Origin of the sequence: Streptomyces katrae (assembly GCF_002028425.1) — a bacterium.
GTDB lineage: Bacteria > Actinomycetota > Actinomycetes > Streptomycetales > Streptomycetaceae > Streptomyces > Streptomyces katrae_A.
Genome location: NZ_CP020042.1, coordinates 2,425,555 through 2,440,514, shown reverse-complemented (window position 1 = coordinate 2,440,514; position 14,960 = coordinate 2,425,555). Strand labels below are relative to the sequence as shown.

Below are 14,960 nucleotides of genomic sequence, written 5' to 3'. Positions count from 1 at the left end.
GCGCGGCTTGTCGGGGGCGACCGTCTCATCCCGGTGACCCTCAAGGGCGCATTCTGACAGTTCTGACAGTTCGTCAAGGCCGGCGCTGTTCATGTTCCGTGCCCGTGGGGCCCGTTCGAGGGGCGCGCTACAGGCCCGTGGTGTCGATCTCGATACCGAACGGCTCGGGGAGCCGGACCGGGACTCCGAAGGCGTGCGGCCCCTCCGCCTGCGCGTAGCCGTCGTGGACGGGGTCGGAGAAGAGGGTCCAGGTACCGTCGATGCGGTCCACGAGCAGGTAGAGCGGTACCCCGAACTGGGCGTACCGGCGGCGCTTCTTGATCCGGTCGTCGGACGCGTTCGACTCGGATGTCACCTCCACCACGAGGAGCGCCTCGTCCACAGGCAGGGACTTGGCGCCCTTGGCGATCTCCTGCGGGATGATCGCGATATCGGGCAGGTACCAGTTCTCGGTACCCGGCAGGTCGAGGTTCCCCGAGCCCTTGACGCATTTCAGCTCTCGGGCCCTGTGGGCGAGGCCGTCGCGGATCAGGTCCACGGCGTTCTCGTGGTCCCAGGTGGGAGCCATGATCTCGAATTCCCCCTCGATGAGCTGCGCGCGTACGCCGCTCTCATCGAGTCTCTGTACGGCGAACTTGAGCGAGGTCTCCCGGTCGACGGGGAGGTACTCGCGGTGCCGGTGCTGGGCGGACATCGTGGGTGCTCCCAATGGGTTACGCGGCGGGTACCGGTTGGGGGACTGCGCGCCTGCTGGGTACGGAGCCGGAGCGCGGGACCAGGGAGAGTGCCGGCAGCCGAAGGGCGGCGAGGCAGGTCACGGCCATCGTCCACGCCCGAAGCACCGGGGTGGCCCCCACGGCGGCGAGCCGGTCGGTGAACAACTGGTCGAACTGCAAGGTGTGTCCTCTCGTCCGTTGCCCACGGTACCGGGCGCCTGTGACAGCGGCTCCGGTGAGCGGTTCCGGGCGGCGGCGGGCAGCCCCCTTTTCCATGTCAGGGACGCAAAAGCCCCGGACCGGAGGATCCCCGGTCCGGGGCGTTCGGCAGGACGAGCCGGCCTGTACGCCGGGTTCTGTCGCCCGGAGACCTCGCGGTCGCCGGGGAGACGGCCATCCATCTAGGGCCGGCGTTGCCGCCGGCCTCGTGCGGTCTACCCGCGAACTCGGGCGGGCAGCCCTCAAGCGTTCGCGCAGATCCGTCCGGGGACGGATCCTCTTGACCTTGCTCCAGGTGGGGTTTACCTAGCCGCCTGAGTCACCTCAGGCGCTGGTGGTCTCTTACACCACCGTTTCACCCTTACCGGCGGCCGAAGCCCCCGGCGGTCTGTTTTCTGTGGCACTGTCCCGCGGGTCACCCCGGGTGGGCGTTACCCACCACCCTGCCCTGTGGAGCCCGGACGTTCCTCGGCGGGATCCGGGGATCCCGACGCGGCCGCCCGGCCGACTCGTCTGTCGTAGCGACCATGCTACCGGCTGCCGGTGCCGGCTTGACCTTGACGCAGCGGCAGGGCTTCTACTGAGGGGCATGCGGATCGGAGAGATCGCCACGCTCGTCGGGGTCACCACCCGGGCGATCCGGCACTACCACCAGGTCGGGCTGCTCCCGGAGCCGGAGCGGCGTCCCAACGGGTACCGGGCCTACACCGTGCGCGACGCCGTGCGCCTGGCACGGGTGCGCCGGCTCACCGAGCTCGGGCTGAGCCTGGACGAGGTGCGCGACGTCCTCGCCGACGACGCGGGGCGCGAGCTGGCCGACGTACTGGAGGAGCTCGACGCCGACCTCGCCCGGCAGGAGGCCGAGCTGGCCGAGCGGCGCAGGCGCCTCGCGGTCCTGCTCGCCGCCGGGCCGGGGGAGGGCGAACCCGTCTCGCCCGCGCTCGCCGCGCTGCTGGCGAAGGCGCCGCGCACGCACTCCCCGGCCGCCGCGAAGGACCGCGAGCACCTGGCCCTGCTCGACGCCACCGGCGCCGCCGGGGAGGAGCTGTACGCCGTCCTCGGGCCGCTCGCCGCCGACCCGGCCGTGCTCGCGCTGTACGAGCGGCTCGACCAGCTGGCCGACGCCCCCGCCGACGACCCCCGGATCGGCCCGCTCGCGGAGGCGATGGTGGCCGCCGTACCGGATGCGGCCTTCGCCGCGATTCCGGCGGGCGGGCCCGTCGTCCCCGGCTTCGGGGAGGCGCTGCTCGCCGAGTACGCCCCCGCCCAGGCGGAGGTCGTCCGCCGGGTGATGGCGGCCTTCGCGGGAAGGGGGCCGGCGTGAACGCCGTCCGTGCGGCCCGGATCGCGGCCGCCGCCGCGGTACCGGGCGAGCTGGTCCTCGTCGTCTGCCTCGCGTCCGGGGTGCGGCCGCCCGGCCGGCTGACCGCCGGCGTCGAGTCGGCGGTGCTCGGGATGCTGCTGCTGGAGGGCTGGGTGCTGGTCTCGCTGCGGCGGCGCACCGGCTCCTGGCGGGAGGCCGTAAGGGCCGTGGTGCCGGAGCCGGTGCGCCGGCTGCTGCTGCACGAGCTGCGGGCCTGCGCCTCGCTCGGCCGGTGGGTGGCCCGCCGCCCGCACGGGGTGCGGCCGGGGGCCCTCGCCGCCGCCTACACGGGGCCGCAGACGGCGATGATGTACGGACTGCTCTTCGTGTCGCTGATCGAGACCGTCGCGCTCGCCCTGCTCATCCCCTGGCCGGCCGTGCACCGGGTGGTGCTCGTGCTCGACGTCTACGGGGTGCTGCTGGTGCTCGCCCTGCACACCGCCTGCGTGACCCGCCCGCACGTCGTACGGCCCGACGGGACGCTGCGGATCCGCTACGGGGCCCTGTTCGACCTCACCGTCCCGCCGGAGGCGGTGGCCTCGGTCCGGGTGGACCGGCGCTACCCGGAGGGCCGGCTGGTCACCCTCTCCGGCGACGGGGTGCTCGACCTGATCGTGGGCAGCCAGACGACGGTCACCCTGGAGCTGCACCGCCCCCTGGAGTTCCGCCGCCCCCTCGGCGCCCGCGCGCGGGCCCGGACGATCCGCTTCCACGCCGACGACCCCCGCGCGCTGGTCACCGCCCTGCGGCGGCAGCCGCGGGCGCGAAGAGGATCTTCGCGGTGCCCGGGTCGGCCTGCGTCAGGCGGACCCGGATGCGGTCGCCCAGCGGCAGGGGACCCGCCTCGGACCTGACCCGGCCGACCACCGCCGGGTCCTCCAGGTGGACCGTCCCGGCCTGCGGGTCCCGCTCCTCGACGTCGATGACCGTCGCCTCGAAGGTCTCCCCGACCCGGTCTTTCAGCAGGGCCGCCTCGACCAGGTCCACGCACTCCCGCTCCACGGAGTTGGCCAGCCTGGTCCCCTCCTGCATCTCGTGCGGCAGCGCCGCCAGCGCCGCCACCGCCCAGTCGGGCGGCGCAGCCCCCGCGACCGCCGCCACGCACAGCTCCCCGGCGTAGCGGTCGACGAGCCGCCGCAGCGGGGCGGTGCTGTGCGTGTACGGCGCCGCGACCGCCGCGTGCACGGCGTGCTCGGGCCGCTCGCCGCCGGTGAACACCGTGTACCCGGCGCCGCGCAGCAGCGCCGTGCACTCCTGGAGGAACGCGGCGTGCGCGGGGATCCGCGGGTCGAGGGAGCGCACCAGCCGGGCGTACGGCACGTGGTGCGGCCAGTCGATCCGCAGGGCCTGCGCGGCCCGCCGCAGCCGGCCCACCGCACCGTCGGGGGCGGCCGGGAGGGTGCGCAGGATCCCGGTCCCGGCGGCCAGCATGAGGTCGGCGGCGGCCATGCCGGTCATCAGGGAGATCTGGGCGTTCCAGCCGTCGGCGGGCAGCGGCGCCCGGTAGGCCAGGTGGTACGAGCCGTCCGGTGCGAGGACGACCTCCTGTTCGGGGACGTTCAGGGAGATCCCGCCGCGCGCCGTCTCCAGGGCCTCGCGCAGGGTCCCGACGTCCTTCAGCAGGGCCAGGGCGGGTTCGGCGGTGCCGGTGTCGATGGCCTTCTGCACGCCGTCGTAGTCGAGTTTGGCCCGGCTGCGGACCAGGGCGCGGCGGACGTCGGTGGTCTCCACGCGCCCGTCGGCGTCCAGGTCGAGCCGCCACAGCAGGGCCGGGCGGGTCTGGCCGGGCAGCAGGCTGGCCGCGCCCTCGGAGAGCACCTGCGGGTGCAGGGGGACCCGGCCGTCGGGGAAGTAGAGGGTGGTGACCCGGCGGTGGGCCTCGGTGTCGAGGGCGCCGCCGGGGGTGACGAAGGCGGCGACGTCGGCGATCGCGTAGTGGACGCGGTAGCCCCCGCCGGACCGTTTCGCCAGGTGCATCGCCTGGTCGAGGTCCACGGAGGCCGGCGGGTCGATGGTGAAGAGGGGCAGGTCGGTGGCGTCCTCGGCGGGCAGCCGGGGAGCGGCCGCGGCCCGCTCGGCCTCGGCGAGCACCTCCGCCGGGAAGGCGTCGGGCACGCCCAGACGCGTCCGCAGCTCACGCAGCGCGGCGCCCAGGGCGGCACCGTCCGCACCGGCCATGTGCATGTGACGGCGTGGCATGGACCGAGCGTATGTCCTGCCGGGGAGATCTTCTCGGCGGCGGCGCGGGAGGCGGGGCCGCGCGCGGGGACCCCCGCGCGTACGGGTGCGCGGTCCGCGGGTGTCCGATATTCCGCGCCGTGTTCCGCTCACCGGAACACGGCGCGGAAACGGCCGCGCACGACGGCGTGAAACCTCCTGGAACGCGGAGCCCGGCCGGGGCGCAATGTGGGGGGCGGATCGCCCGAACCCACCGGAACCGATCGGAACTCAATCACGGGGCGGCACATGCTGTTGAGGATTCACTTCACCGGAGCCGATCTGGCCCGCACGAGCGTGGCCAGCCGGCCGGATCCCCTGTGGGAGACGGTGCTGAGCCTGCGCATGCTCCAGCGCCGCACCGGCAACCCGGCGGCCGACGCCTGGGGCCGCGCGGTCCGGGCCCGCCGGCCCGACAGCCTGCGCACCCTCCTCCCGCTGGTGCGCCCGCTCGGCTACTTCCCCGACTTCCTCACCCCCTCCGACGGCTCCGCGGACATCGAGCACGGCCTCGACGCCCTCACCGCCACGCCCGCCCGCCACCTGCGCGGCGACCTGGCGGTCCTCGCGGCCGGCGGGGCCCTCCCCACCTGGACGCAGGACCTCGGCGCAGGCCGCCCCGACGCGTTGCGGGGACTGGCCGGAGCCCTGCGCGGCTATCACGCGGCGGCGGTGGCACCCCTGGAACAGACGATGCGGACCACGGTCCGGGCGGAGTACGCGGCGCAGGCGAAGACGGCCGCCGAGTCCGGGATCGAGGGGGTCCTGTCGGGACTGGGGCCCGGCATGCGCTGGAGACCCCCGGTGCTCGAAGTCCAGTACCCCGTCGACCAGGAGCTGCACCTGGGCGGGCGGGGCCTGCTCCTCGTCCCCACCCTGTTCCGCGCCCGTACCCCGGTGTCGCTCCTCGACCCGGAACTCCCGCCGGTCCTCACCTACCCGGCCCGGCGCACCGTGGCCCCGGACGGCTCCGCCGGGCGCAAGCTCGTGCCGCTGATCGGGCGCACCCGTTCGGAGATCCTGCACCACACCTCGGAGGGCTCCCGCAGCACCTCCGAACTCGCCCGGCTGGTCGGGATGTCCCAGGCCTCGGTCAGCCACCACACCGCAGTGCTGCGCGCGGCGGGCCTGATCAGCTCGGCCCGCCACCGCAACTCCGTCCTGCACACGGCGACCTCGCTGGGCTCCCTTCTACTGCGCGGCTGAGGTGCGCGTCCAGGTCTTTCGAACCTGCTCGAAACACCTGGACGCGGCCGGGCGCCGCAGCGGACAGTCGGTCCAGCACCACGGCACGACGGGCGACGAGGCACCGCCCACCACGGACCCCCCACCGGCGGCCACGGCCCGCCCCGGCCCAGCGGCCCGGGCACGGCCGTGGCCGTTCGCCCGTGACCGGCCCGCGGCGGGCCGTCTACCCTGGCCCGGGGGCCGCACCCCCCGCGACGTGCCATCGATAGGAGAACCACCGTGCTCGTGCTGCTGCCGCCCTCCGAGGGAAAGGCCGCCGGCGGCTCCGGCGCACCGCTCGACGCCGCGTCGCTGTTGCTGCCCGGGCTGGCCGGGGCGCGGGCGGCCGTGCTGGAGGAGCTGGTCGAGCTGTGCGCGGGCGACGAGCTCAAGGCGCGCGAGGTGCTGGGGCTCAGCGTGGGGCTGCGGGGCGAGGTCGCCAAGAACGCCGGGCTGCGGTCGGCGGCGGCGCTGCCGGCGGGAGAGATCTACACGGGGGTCCTTTACGACGCCCTCGGCCTGGCGGCGCTGCCGGAGCCCGCGCGGGCCCTGGCCGAGCGGACCCTGCTGGTGTTCTCCGGGCTGTGGGGCGCGGTGCGGGTGACCGACCGGATCCCGTCGTACCGGTGCTCGATGGGTGTGAAGCTGCCGGGGCTGGGCGCGCTGGGCGCGTACTGGCGCACGCCGATGGCGGAGGTGATGCCGGAGGCGGCGGGGGAAGGGCTGGTGCTGGACCTGCGGTCGTCGGCGTACGCGTCGGCGTGGAAGCCGAAGGGGGAGACGGCGGGGCGCACGGCCACGGTGCGGGTGCTGCACGCGCAGATCGTGGACGGGGTGGAGAAGCGGTCGGTGGTGAGCCACTTCAACAAGGCGACGAAGGGGCGGCTGGTGCGGGACCTGCTGGTCGCGGGGGTCGAGCCGGCGGGACCGGCGGAGCTGGTGGCCGCGCTGCGGGACCTGGGGTACGCGGTGGAGGCGGAGGCTCCGGCGCGGGCGGGGCGGGCCTGGTCCCTGGACGTGGTGGTCACCCAGATCCACTGACCGGGGCCGCTGCGCGGGCCGGGTGACAGCCCCGTGCAGCGGCACCCGCAGGAGACGGCCCAGGGCCTGTCGTCAAAGTCCCTAGCGGCCCAGGGGCCAGGCGACCGCCGAAGGGCTCTGGTCCGCCGTGCCCGCATACTGCGCGCACGCGTCCGTCAGGGTCTCCAGGAGGGTCAGCGGGTCCGGCAGGGCGTGGCGGACGTCCCGCACCCACGTCACCGCGAACTCACCCGGCAGCGCCGCCGGCGGGAGCAGGACGTAGCTGCCGCGGCAGTGCCACCGCAGCCCCGGGTGTTCGTCCATCGTCTCGGGGTGGCAGTCCAGTTCGCAGGGCCACCACTCGTCCTCGTCCTCGGGCGTACCGCGGGTCGCCGTGAAGAAGAGCATCCGCGCCTGGTCGCCCGTGCCGCCCGACTCGGCGACCGGGCCCACCTCGATGCCGGCGGCGAGCAGGCGGTCCAGGGCGCTGCGGCCGGCCTCCAGGGGCACGTCCAGGACGTCGTGGACCATGCCGGTGGCGGTGATGAAGTTGGCCTGGGGCTGGTTGCGGGCCCAGCGTTCGATCTGGGCGCGGTCGGTGGTCGACTGGGTCTGCCAGGCGAACGAGACCGGGTGCCGGGCCGGGGTGGGACAGCCGATGCGGTCGCACGAACAGCGGTAGCCGACGGGATGGGCGGCGGGGGCGACCGGGAGTCCGGCGGCGGCGACGGCCACGAGGAGCGCTTCGCGTTCCCTGCCGGGGTCCTCTGGAGCGGGTTTCGAGCGGCGGCGCAGCCACTGGGAAATCCTGCTCTGCTCGCCGCGTTTGACGCGGCCGGACTCAGACCCCATCGATCCCCTCACCTCACCGTTGCCCCGGCAGACCAATCCATGGTCCCACCATCCCGTGGGCCCGGTGACCGCACCCCCCGACCGGACCCCCGGGCCCACTTCCCCCGATAACCGCACAATCCGGCCATATGTCCTCGGGCTTGCCGAGGTCGCCGGGTGTCCGGCTATCGGACGGTGACTTACGCCACGCCGCCCCCCGCGCCGCCGCCCACGCCGTCACCGGCAGCGCCGCCCACGCCGCCCAGCACGGAGTCCACCAGCGCGTCCGTGTACGCATGGCTCAGCGGCGCCGTCCGCATCAGCCACCGGTAGGTCACGGGACCCACCAGCAGCTCCACCACGAGCCGGACGTCGACGTCCGCCGCGAGCTGCCCGGCCTTCTGCGCCGACCGCAACCGCGCCTCGTAGAGGGCGAGCTGGGGCTCCAGCAGCTGCTCGGTGAAACGGGCCCCCAGCTCGGGGTCGGTCGCCCCGGCCGCCGTCAGGGCGCGTGCGGGGGCGTCGTAGCGGGGGTCGGAGAACTCGTCCGCGGTGGCCCGCAGGACGGTCTTCAGATCGGCCGCCAGGTCACCCGTATCGGGGAATCCCGACCAGCCGGAATCGGTCCCGCTCTCACCGGCCAGGGCCAGCGAGGCGTCCAGCAGGACGTCCGCCTTCGAGGGCCACCAGCGGTAGATGGTCTGCTTGCCGACGCCCGCGCGGGCCGCGATGGCCTCGATGGTCAGCTTGTTGTAGCCGACCTCGCCGACGAGGGCGAGGGCGGATTCGAGGATGGCGCGCCGGGAGCGCTCGCTGCGGCGGCTGGAGTCCGGAGGCTTGCTCATCGGCCCAACGTACCAATCCCGTCGAGACGTCTCGTCTTCCGGCCGTTGTGGTAAACCACCCGATCGGTTCACTGTGCGGCCGCACCCTGAGGGGAGACGATTCTCTCCGTACACACCCGTACCGTGAGTCCGCAGTCGTGAGGAGCCTTCTTTGCGCAGAGACGCCACACCCCGGCGCTACCTGATGTGCGCACCCGCACACTTCAAGGTCACGTACTCCATCAACCCGTGGATGGACCCCACGAAACCGGTGGACCTGCCCCTCGCCCTCGCCCAGTGGGAGGACCTCAGGGACCGGTACCTCTCCCTCGGGCACACCGTCGAGACCCTTCAGCCGGACCCGGGCCTGCCCGACATGGTCTTCGCCGCGAACGGCGCCCTCGTCATCGACGGCCGGGTCCTCGGCGCCCGCTTCGCCTACCCGGAACGCACCGCCGAGGCGGAGATCCACCTCGACTGGTTCCGGGCGAACGGCTTCACCGACATCCACGAGCCCTCGCACGTCAACGAGGGCGAGGGGGACTTCGCCGTCACCGCCGGCTACATCCTGGCGGGCCGCGGCTTCCGTTCCAGCCCGCTCTCGCACGACGAGGCGCAGGAGTTCTTCGGCCGCCCCGTCATCGGCCTCGACCTGGTGGACCCGCGCTACTACCACCTGGACACGGCGCTGTGCGTGCTCGACGGCGACGAGATCATGTACCACCCGCCTGCCTTCTCGCCCGGCAGCCAGGCCGTGCTGCGCCGGCTGTTCCCGGACGCCCTGCTCGTGGACGCCCCGGACGCGGCGGCCTTCGGCCTGAACTCGGTCTCGGACGGCCGGCACGTGCTGCTCCCGCAGGGCGCGACCGGCCTGCTGGCGCCGCTGCGGGCGCGCGGGTTCGAGCCGATCCCGATGGACCTGGGCGAGCTGCTGAAGGGCGGCGGCAGCGTGAAGTGCTGCACCCAGGAGCTGCGTCCTTAGACGTCCGGGACGTCCGGGATGTCAGGCGGCCTGGGCGTCCGGGGCGTCAGACGGCCGGGGCGTCCGGGGCGTCCGGGGAGCCGGCGGGGGGCCACTGGTCGCCCCACTCGGCGTCCCGGGCCGCCTTGTAGAGGTCGCCGTGGCGCTTGGTGACGGTGGCGCGCCCCAGCCCGGTCTCCTCGGGACCGCACAGGTCCAGCAGGACGAGCCCCTTCCGGATCTGCGGCCTCCGCGTGATCCGGGAGGGGACGGGGGTGGTGGGGAAGCGGGTCGCGGCGACGTAGGCGAACTTCTCGTCCTCGTACGGGAGGGAGCCGCCCTTGACCTTGCGGTGCAGGGAGGAGCGGCTGACCCGCGCCGAGAAGTGGCACCAGTCCTGGCCCACCTCGATCGGGCAGGTCCCGTCGTGCGGGCAGGGCGCGGCCACCTTCAGCCCGGAGGCGATCAGCTGGTCACGGGCCTCGCGGATGCGCAGGTACCCCTCCGGCGTGCCCGGCTCGATCAGGACGACGGCCTGTCCGGCGCGCGCCGCCTCGGCGACGACCGCCCGGCGGGACTCCTGCGTCAGCTCGCCCAGCACGTAGGAGACGGTGACCAGGTCCGCGTCGGGGAGGGCGATCCCGGCGCCGATGACGGCCCGGCGCCAGTCCGCCGAGCGGAGGGCGGCGGAGGCCGAGCGCCCGGCCAGCTCCTTGCCGAGGGCCAGGGCCGGTTCGGCCCAGTCCAGCACGGTGGTCGTGCGGGGCCCGTCCCAGACGGCGTCCACCGCCCAGGTCGCGGCCCCCGTGCCCCCGCCCACGTCCACGTGCGAGCCCGGCGCCCACTGCGGCGCGGCGTCCGCCAGCCCGTACAGCGCGGAGCGCACGGCCTCGAAGGTGGCCGGCATCCGGTACGCCGCGTAGGCGGCCACGTCGGAGCGGTCGCGCAGCACGGGGGCGTCGGTCGGGGTGGCGCCCCGGTAGTTGGCGATGAGCCGTTCGACGGCGGCCGCGGCCTGCTTCGGCGGGAGTCCGTCGAGCAGCCCGCCCAGCGCGCTGCGGAGGGTTTCGGCGGTGGTGGGGGCGGTGGCGTTCACCAGCGAAGTTTACGGCGCGGCCGGGCCGGCCGGGTCTGCCGGTGCGGCCATGGCCTCCCGGTCCCGCCAGGGCCGGCACAGGGCGAGGAAGCAGCCCGCCGCCAGCAGGGAGCAGCTCAGCTGGACCAGGGCCATCGGCACGGCCGTCCGCTCGCCCGCGATCCCGACCAGCGGGGAGGCCACCGCCCCGACGAGGAAGGAGGAGGTGCCCAGGAGCGCGGACGCCGATCCGGCGGCGTGCGGGGTGCGCATCAGGGCCTGTGCGTTGGTGTTGGGCAGGACCAGGCCCATCGTCGACATCAGCACGAACAGCGCGGCGGCGACGGGGAACAGGCCGGCCTTCCCGAACACGCCGGTGGACATCAGCAGCAGGGCCACCGAGGCGGTGGTGAGCACGGCGATGCCGGCCGCGAGGACCTTGTCCAGGCTGACCCGGCCGACCAGCAGCTTGCCGTTGATCTGGCCGACGACGATCAGGCCGACGGAGTTGAGGCCGAACAGCAGGCTGAAGGCCTGCGGGGAGGCGCCGTAGATCTCCTGCACGACGAAGGGCGAGGCGGAGATGTACGAGAAGAGCACCGCGAAGGCGAAGCCGCCGGCCAGGGTGTAACCGGCGAAGACCCGGTCGGAGAGCAGCCCCCGCATGGTCCGCAGGGCGGCGCCCACGCCGCCGGTCTGGCGCCGTTCGGGCGGCAGGGTCTCGCCGAGGCCGCGCCAGACCACCAGGGTCAGCGCGAGGCCGACGGCGGTGAGGACGACGAACACCCCGCGCCAGTCCGCGAAGCGGAGCACCTGGCCGCCGATCAGCGGGGCGACGATCGGGGCGGTGCCGGATATGAGCATCAGGGTGGAGAAGAAGCGGGCCATCTCGACCCCGTCGTACAGGTCGCGGACGACGGCCCGTGCGATGACGATGGCGGCCGCGCCGGCCAGGCCCTGGAGCAGCCGGAAGCCGATCAGCAGTTCGGCGGAGGGGGCGAGGGCGCATATCGCGGTGGCGAGGACGTAGACGGCCATGCCGGCCAGCAGCGGGCGGCGCCGCCCCCATTTGTCGCTCATGGGCCCGATGACCAGCTGGCCGAGCGCCATGCCGGCGAGGCAGGAGGTCAGCGTGAGCTGGACGGTCGCGGCCGGGCTGCCCAGGGCGGCGGTGACCTCCGGCAGGGCCGGGAGGTACATGTCCATGGACAGCGGCGGCAGGGCGGTCAGTCCGCCCAGGATGAAGGTGACCAGCAGGCCGGTGCGGCGTGCGGCGGTCAGGGGGCCGGGGGCGGGGGCCGAGGGGGAGGTGGAGGGTGAGCGGGACGGCTCGTGCGAGGGGGCCGCGGAGGGGCCTCTCTCCGACATACGGAACTCCAGTCTTTTCATCTGCTTTATGCACCCCTGACCGGCCCATGCTCTCAGCTGTCGGACCGTTCCGGGCCGGATGTCCGGTGTGACGTACTCTGCGGGCCCATGAGCGCACGTGGGAACAAGATCGCTGTAGTGACCGGCGCCGGCTCCGGGATCGGCCGCTCCGTGGCCCTCGCCCTGACCGGGGCCGGCTGGTCGGTGGCCGTGGCCGGGCGCCGGACCGGACCCCTGGAGGAGACCGCGGCGGCGGCCGGGGAGGGCGCTGACGTCCTGCCCGTCCGGGCGGACGTGAGCGACCCGGGGGACGTGACCGCCCTCTTCGAGACCGTCCGGACCCGCTACGGGCGCCTCGACCTCCTCTTCAACAACGCCGGCACCTTCGGCCCGGCGGGGGTCCCGCTGGAGGACATCGCCTACGAGGACTGGCGCCAGGTCGTCGACGTCAACCTCACGGGGTCCTTCCTCTGCGCACAGGGGGCCTTCCGGGTGATGAAGGAACAGGACCCCCAGGGCGGCCGCATCATCAACAACGGCTCCATCTCGGCGCACGTCCCGCGCCCGCACTCGATCGCCTACACGGCCACCAAGCACGCCATGACGGGCCTGACGAAGTCGCTGTCGCTCGACGGGCGGCCCTACCGGATCGCCTGCGGGCAGATCGACATCGGCAACGCGGCGACGGACATGACGGCGCGCATGCAGACCGGGATCCTCCAGGCGAACGGACAGCTGGCGGTCGAGCCGGTGATGGACGCCGCCGACGTCGCCCGGACGGTGCTGCACATGGCGGAGCTCCCGCTGGAGGCGAACGTCCAGTTCGCGACGGTGATGGCCACGGCCATGCCGTACATCGGCCGCGGCTAGGGCCGCGCCCCGCACGCAACGGCGCCCGGCTCGTCCCCGCGGAGGGGGGAACGAACCGGGCGCCGGGCTTTCGGGACGCAGCGGAGCCGGGCGGGCTACTTCACCGGGGCCGCGGCCGGGGCCTCGGCCGCGCCGCGCACGCGCGCCGGGAGCAGGAACACGGTCAGGACCGCCGCGAGGTACAGCAGCCACACCACCAGCTGCGCCACCGTCGGGTCCGGCTGGAAGTTGAAGACGCCCTTCAGCAGGACCCCGTACCAGCTGTCCTGCGGGATCACCGAGCTGATGTCGAACGCCTTGTCCTGCAGGCCGCCGATGAACCCGGCCTCCTGGAGGTCGTGCACCCCGTACGCCAGGACGCCCGCCGCGACGACGACCAGCATCCCGCCGGTCCACGTGAAGAACTTCGACAAGTTGATCTTCAGCGCGCCCCGGTAGAACAGCCAGCCCAGCACGATGGCCGTCGCGATGCCCAGCAGCACCCCGACCAGCGGCGCGGAGGAGCCCTCCCCGCTGGCCCGGACCGAGGCCCACACGAACAGCGCCGTCTCCAGGCCCTCGCGGCCCACCGCCAGGAACGCGGTCGCGACCAGCGCGCCGGTGCCCATCGCGAGCGCCGCGTCGAGCTTGCCCTGGAGCTCGCTCTTCAGGTGCCGGGCGGTCTTCTTCATCCAGAAGACCATCCACGTCACCAGGCCGACCGAGATGACCGACAGGCTGCCGCCGAGCAGCTCCTGCGCCTCGAAGGTCAGCTCCTGCGTGCCGAAGGTGAGCAGCGCGCCGAACGCGAGCGAGAGCGAGCAGGCGATCCCGATGCCGAGCCACACCGGCCGCAGCGCGGCGCGGTTCCCGGTCTTGACCAGGTAGGCGACGAGGATGCAGACGACCAGGCTGGCTTCGAGGCCCTCGCGCAGGCCGATCAGATAGTTGCCGAACACGGCGATTCCTCTCCGGGTGGAACTACGCGAACAGCGTCCGGCCCCACCAGTCGTCCTTGTCGCGGACGCCCGGCGGGACGGCGAAGACGGCCGAGCCCACGTGCTGGATGTACTCGTTCAGCGCGTCGTTCTTCGACAGCCGGCGCTGGATCGCGACGAAGCCCTTGCGGACGTCGCGCTGGTAGGCGAGGAAGAACAGGCCCGCGTCGAGCCGGCCCAGACCGTCCGTGCCGTCGGTGAAGGAGTAGCCGCGGCGCAGGATGGTCGCGCCGTCGTTGCTGTCGGGGTGCGCGAGGCGCACGTGCGAGTCGGGCTTCATCGCCTTGAGGAACGGCTCGTCGCGCTCCTTGGACTTGCCGACCGGCGCGCCCTCGCCCTTGTCGCGGCCGAAGATGTCCTCCTGCTCCCGCAGGGAGGTGCGGTCCCAGGTCTCGATGTGCATCCGGATGCGCCGGGCGACCAGGTACGAGCCGCCGGTCATCCAGTCGCTGCCGTCGCCCGCGCCGACCCACACGTGCTTGTCGAGGGCGGCGGTGTCGGTGCCGGAGATGTTCCGGGTGCCGTCCTTGAAGCCCATCATGTTGCGCGGGGTCTGCTCGTCGGGCGTGGTCGAGGAGGTCTTGCCGAAGCCGAGCTGCGACCAGCGCACCGCCACCTTGCCGAAGCCGATGCGGGCCAGCTGGCGGATGGCGTGCACGGCGACCTGCGGGTCGTCGGCGCAGGCCTGGACGCACAGGTCGCCGCCGGAGCGGGCCTGGTCCAGGTTGTCGCCGGGGAAGGCCTCCAGGTCCACCAGGGCCTCGGGGCGCTTGCCGTCCAGGCCGAAGCGGTCCTTGGCGAACAGGCCCGGGCCGAAGCCGATGGTCAGGGTCAGGCGGGAGGGCTTGAGGCCCAGGGCCTCGCCGGTGTCGGTCGGCGGGGCCTCGGGCACGCCCTCGTACACGTCGCCGACGGGCAGCCCGGCGGTCATCAGCCGGGCGGCGGCCGTCCAGTCCTTGAGGAGCTTGACGAGCTCCTCGCGGTCCTTGGTCTTCACGTCGAAGGCCGCGAAGTGCAGCCGGTCCTGGACGGCGCTGGCGATACCGGCCTGGTGCTCGCCGTGGAAGGCCACGGCCGCGCCGGCGGAGGCCGCCGGCGCGATGTCCGAGCCGCCGTTGAAGGCGGCCACGGCGCCGCCGGCCGCGGCCGCGCCGAGCGCGAGCCCGGCCCCGCCCCAGCCGAGGACGGCACGGCGCGAGGGCGCCGTCGCGCCTCCGGTGGACTCCTGGGCCTCGTCCTCGGACACGTTCGGCTCCTGGGCGTCGGTCATGGTGGGATCTCCCGCTCTGCCT

At 73.9% G+C, this 14,960-nt stretch carries 14 protein-coding genes and 1 other RNA gene; 6 read left to right on the top strand and 9 right to left on the bottom strand.

Features of this window, described 5'->3' with window-relative positions:
* Positions 1–127 precede the first annotated feature (127 nt).
* Entirely contained in the window at positions 128–694 is a 567-nt protein-coding gene (locus B4U46_RS11080) for a Uma2 family endonuclease (protein WP_079426488.1), read from the bottom strand.
* 351 nt (positions 695–1,045) lie between these two features.
* Positions 1,046–1,447: RNase P RNA component class A (rnpB, locus tag B4U46_RS11070), an RNA gene on the bottom strand.
* Positions 1,448–1,524: 77 nt separating this feature from the next.
* On the opposite strand from rnpB, the gene B4U46_RS11065 reads away from it, so the two are divergent.
* Together B4U46_RS11065 and B4U46_RS11060 are read left to right on the top strand one after the other, a co-directional pair.
* A complete protein-coding gene (locus tag B4U46_RS11065; RefSeq protein WP_079426484.1) occupies positions 1,525–2,259 on the top strand; it encodes a MerR family transcriptional regulator in 735 nt (244 codons plus the stop codon).
* Positions 2,256–3,152, top strand: coding sequence for a hypothetical protein (locus B4U46_RS11060; protein ID WP_159402083.1), 897 nt, complete (start codon positions 2,256–2,258; stop codon positions 3,150–3,152). Before B4U46_RS11065 ends, B4U46_RS11060 begins: the two co-directional genes overlap by 4 nt.
* On the opposite strand, the gene B4U46_RS11055 is transcribed toward B4U46_RS11060, so the two are convergent.
* Entirely contained in the window at positions 3,034–4,497 is a 1,464-nt protein-coding gene (locus tag B4U46_RS11055) for an RNB domain-containing ribonuclease (RefSeq protein WP_079426482.1), read from the bottom strand. The genes B4U46_RS11060 and B4U46_RS11055 overlap by 119 nt on opposite strands.
* 267 nt (positions 4,498–4,764) lie before the next feature.
* Here B4U46_RS11055 and B4U46_RS11050 point away from each other — a divergent pair, with 267 nt between their 5' ends.
* Positions 4,765–5,721 (top strand): ArsR/SmtB family transcription factor, encoded by a 957-nt coding sequence (locus tag B4U46_RS11050; protein WP_107438251.1) that lies wholly within the window; start codon positions 4,765–4,767, stop codon positions 5,719–5,721.
* A gap of 261 nt (positions 5,722–5,982) precedes the next feature.
* Positions 5,983–6,783: a peroxide stress protein YaaA gene (yaaA, locus tag B4U46_RS11045; protein WP_079426477.1), complete on the top strand. Its 801-nt coding sequence runs from the start codon at positions 5,983–5,985 to the stop codon at positions 6,781–6,783.
* Between the two features lie 81 nt (positions 6,784–6,864).
* Here yaaA and B4U46_RS11040 read toward each other — a convergent pair whose 3' ends face one another.
* Entirely contained in the window at positions 6,865–7,614 is a 750-nt protein-coding gene (locus B4U46_RS11040; protein WP_079426474.1) for a bifunctional DNA primase/polymerase, read from the bottom strand.
* Positions 7,615–7,793: 179 nt separating this feature from the next.
* Complete coding sequence (locus B4U46_RS11035) at positions 7,794–8,438, bottom strand: TetR/AcrR family transcriptional regulator (RefSeq protein ID WP_079426472.1); 645 nt, start codon at positions 8,436–8,438, stop codon at positions 7,794–7,796.
* Between the two features lie 151 nt (positions 8,439–8,589).
* Here B4U46_RS11035 and ddaH point away from each other — a divergent pair, with 151 nt between their 5' ends.
* Positions 8,590–9,399, top strand: coding sequence for a dimethylargininase (gene ddaH / locus B4U46_RS11030; RefSeq protein ID WP_079426470.1), 810 nt, complete (start codon positions 8,590–8,592; stop codon positions 9,397–9,399).
* Between the two features lie 46 nt (positions 9,400–9,445).
* Here ddaH and B4U46_RS11025 read toward each other — a convergent pair whose 3' ends face one another.
* Complete coding sequence (locus B4U46_RS11025) at positions 9,446–10,474, bottom strand: small ribosomal subunit Rsm22 family protein (RefSeq protein ID WP_079426468.1); 1,029 nt, start codon at positions 10,472–10,474, stop codon at positions 9,446–9,448.
* Positions 10,475–10,483: 9 nt separating this feature from the next.
* On the bottom strand, positions 10,484–11,821 hold the full coding sequence (locus B4U46_RS11020; RefSeq protein WP_237292801.1) for a Bcr/CflA family multidrug efflux MFS transporter: 1,338 nt from the start codon (positions 11,819–11,821) through the stop codon (positions 10,484–10,486).
* 108 nt (positions 11,822–11,929) lie between these two features.
* On the opposite strand from B4U46_RS11020, the gene B4U46_RS11015 reads away from it, so the two are divergent.
* The gene (locus tag B4U46_RS11015; protein WP_079426465.1) at positions 11,930–12,691 is read left to right on the top strand and encodes an SDR family oxidoreductase; all 762 of its coding nucleotides are present in this window, start codon (positions 11,930–11,932) and stop codon (positions 12,689–12,691) included.
* A 95-nt stretch (positions 12,692–12,786) separates the two neighbouring features.
* On the opposite strand, the gene efeU is transcribed toward B4U46_RS11015, so the two are convergent.
* Positions 12,787–13,629 carry an iron uptake transporter permease EfeU gene (efeU, locus tag B4U46_RS11010; protein WP_079426463.1) on the bottom strand — a complete coding sequence of 281 codons (843 nt, stop codon included), beginning with the start codon at positions 13,627–13,629 and terminating at the stop codon, positions 12,787–12,789.
* A 22-nt stretch (positions 13,630–13,651) separates the two neighbouring features.
* Positions 13,652–14,938: an iron uptake transporter deferrochelatase/peroxidase subunit gene (efeB, locus tag B4U46_RS11005; protein ID WP_208949810.1), complete on the bottom strand. Its 1,287-nt coding sequence runs from the start codon at positions 14,936–14,938 to the stop codon at positions 13,652–13,654.
* Positions 14,939–14,960 lie beyond the last annotated feature (22 nt).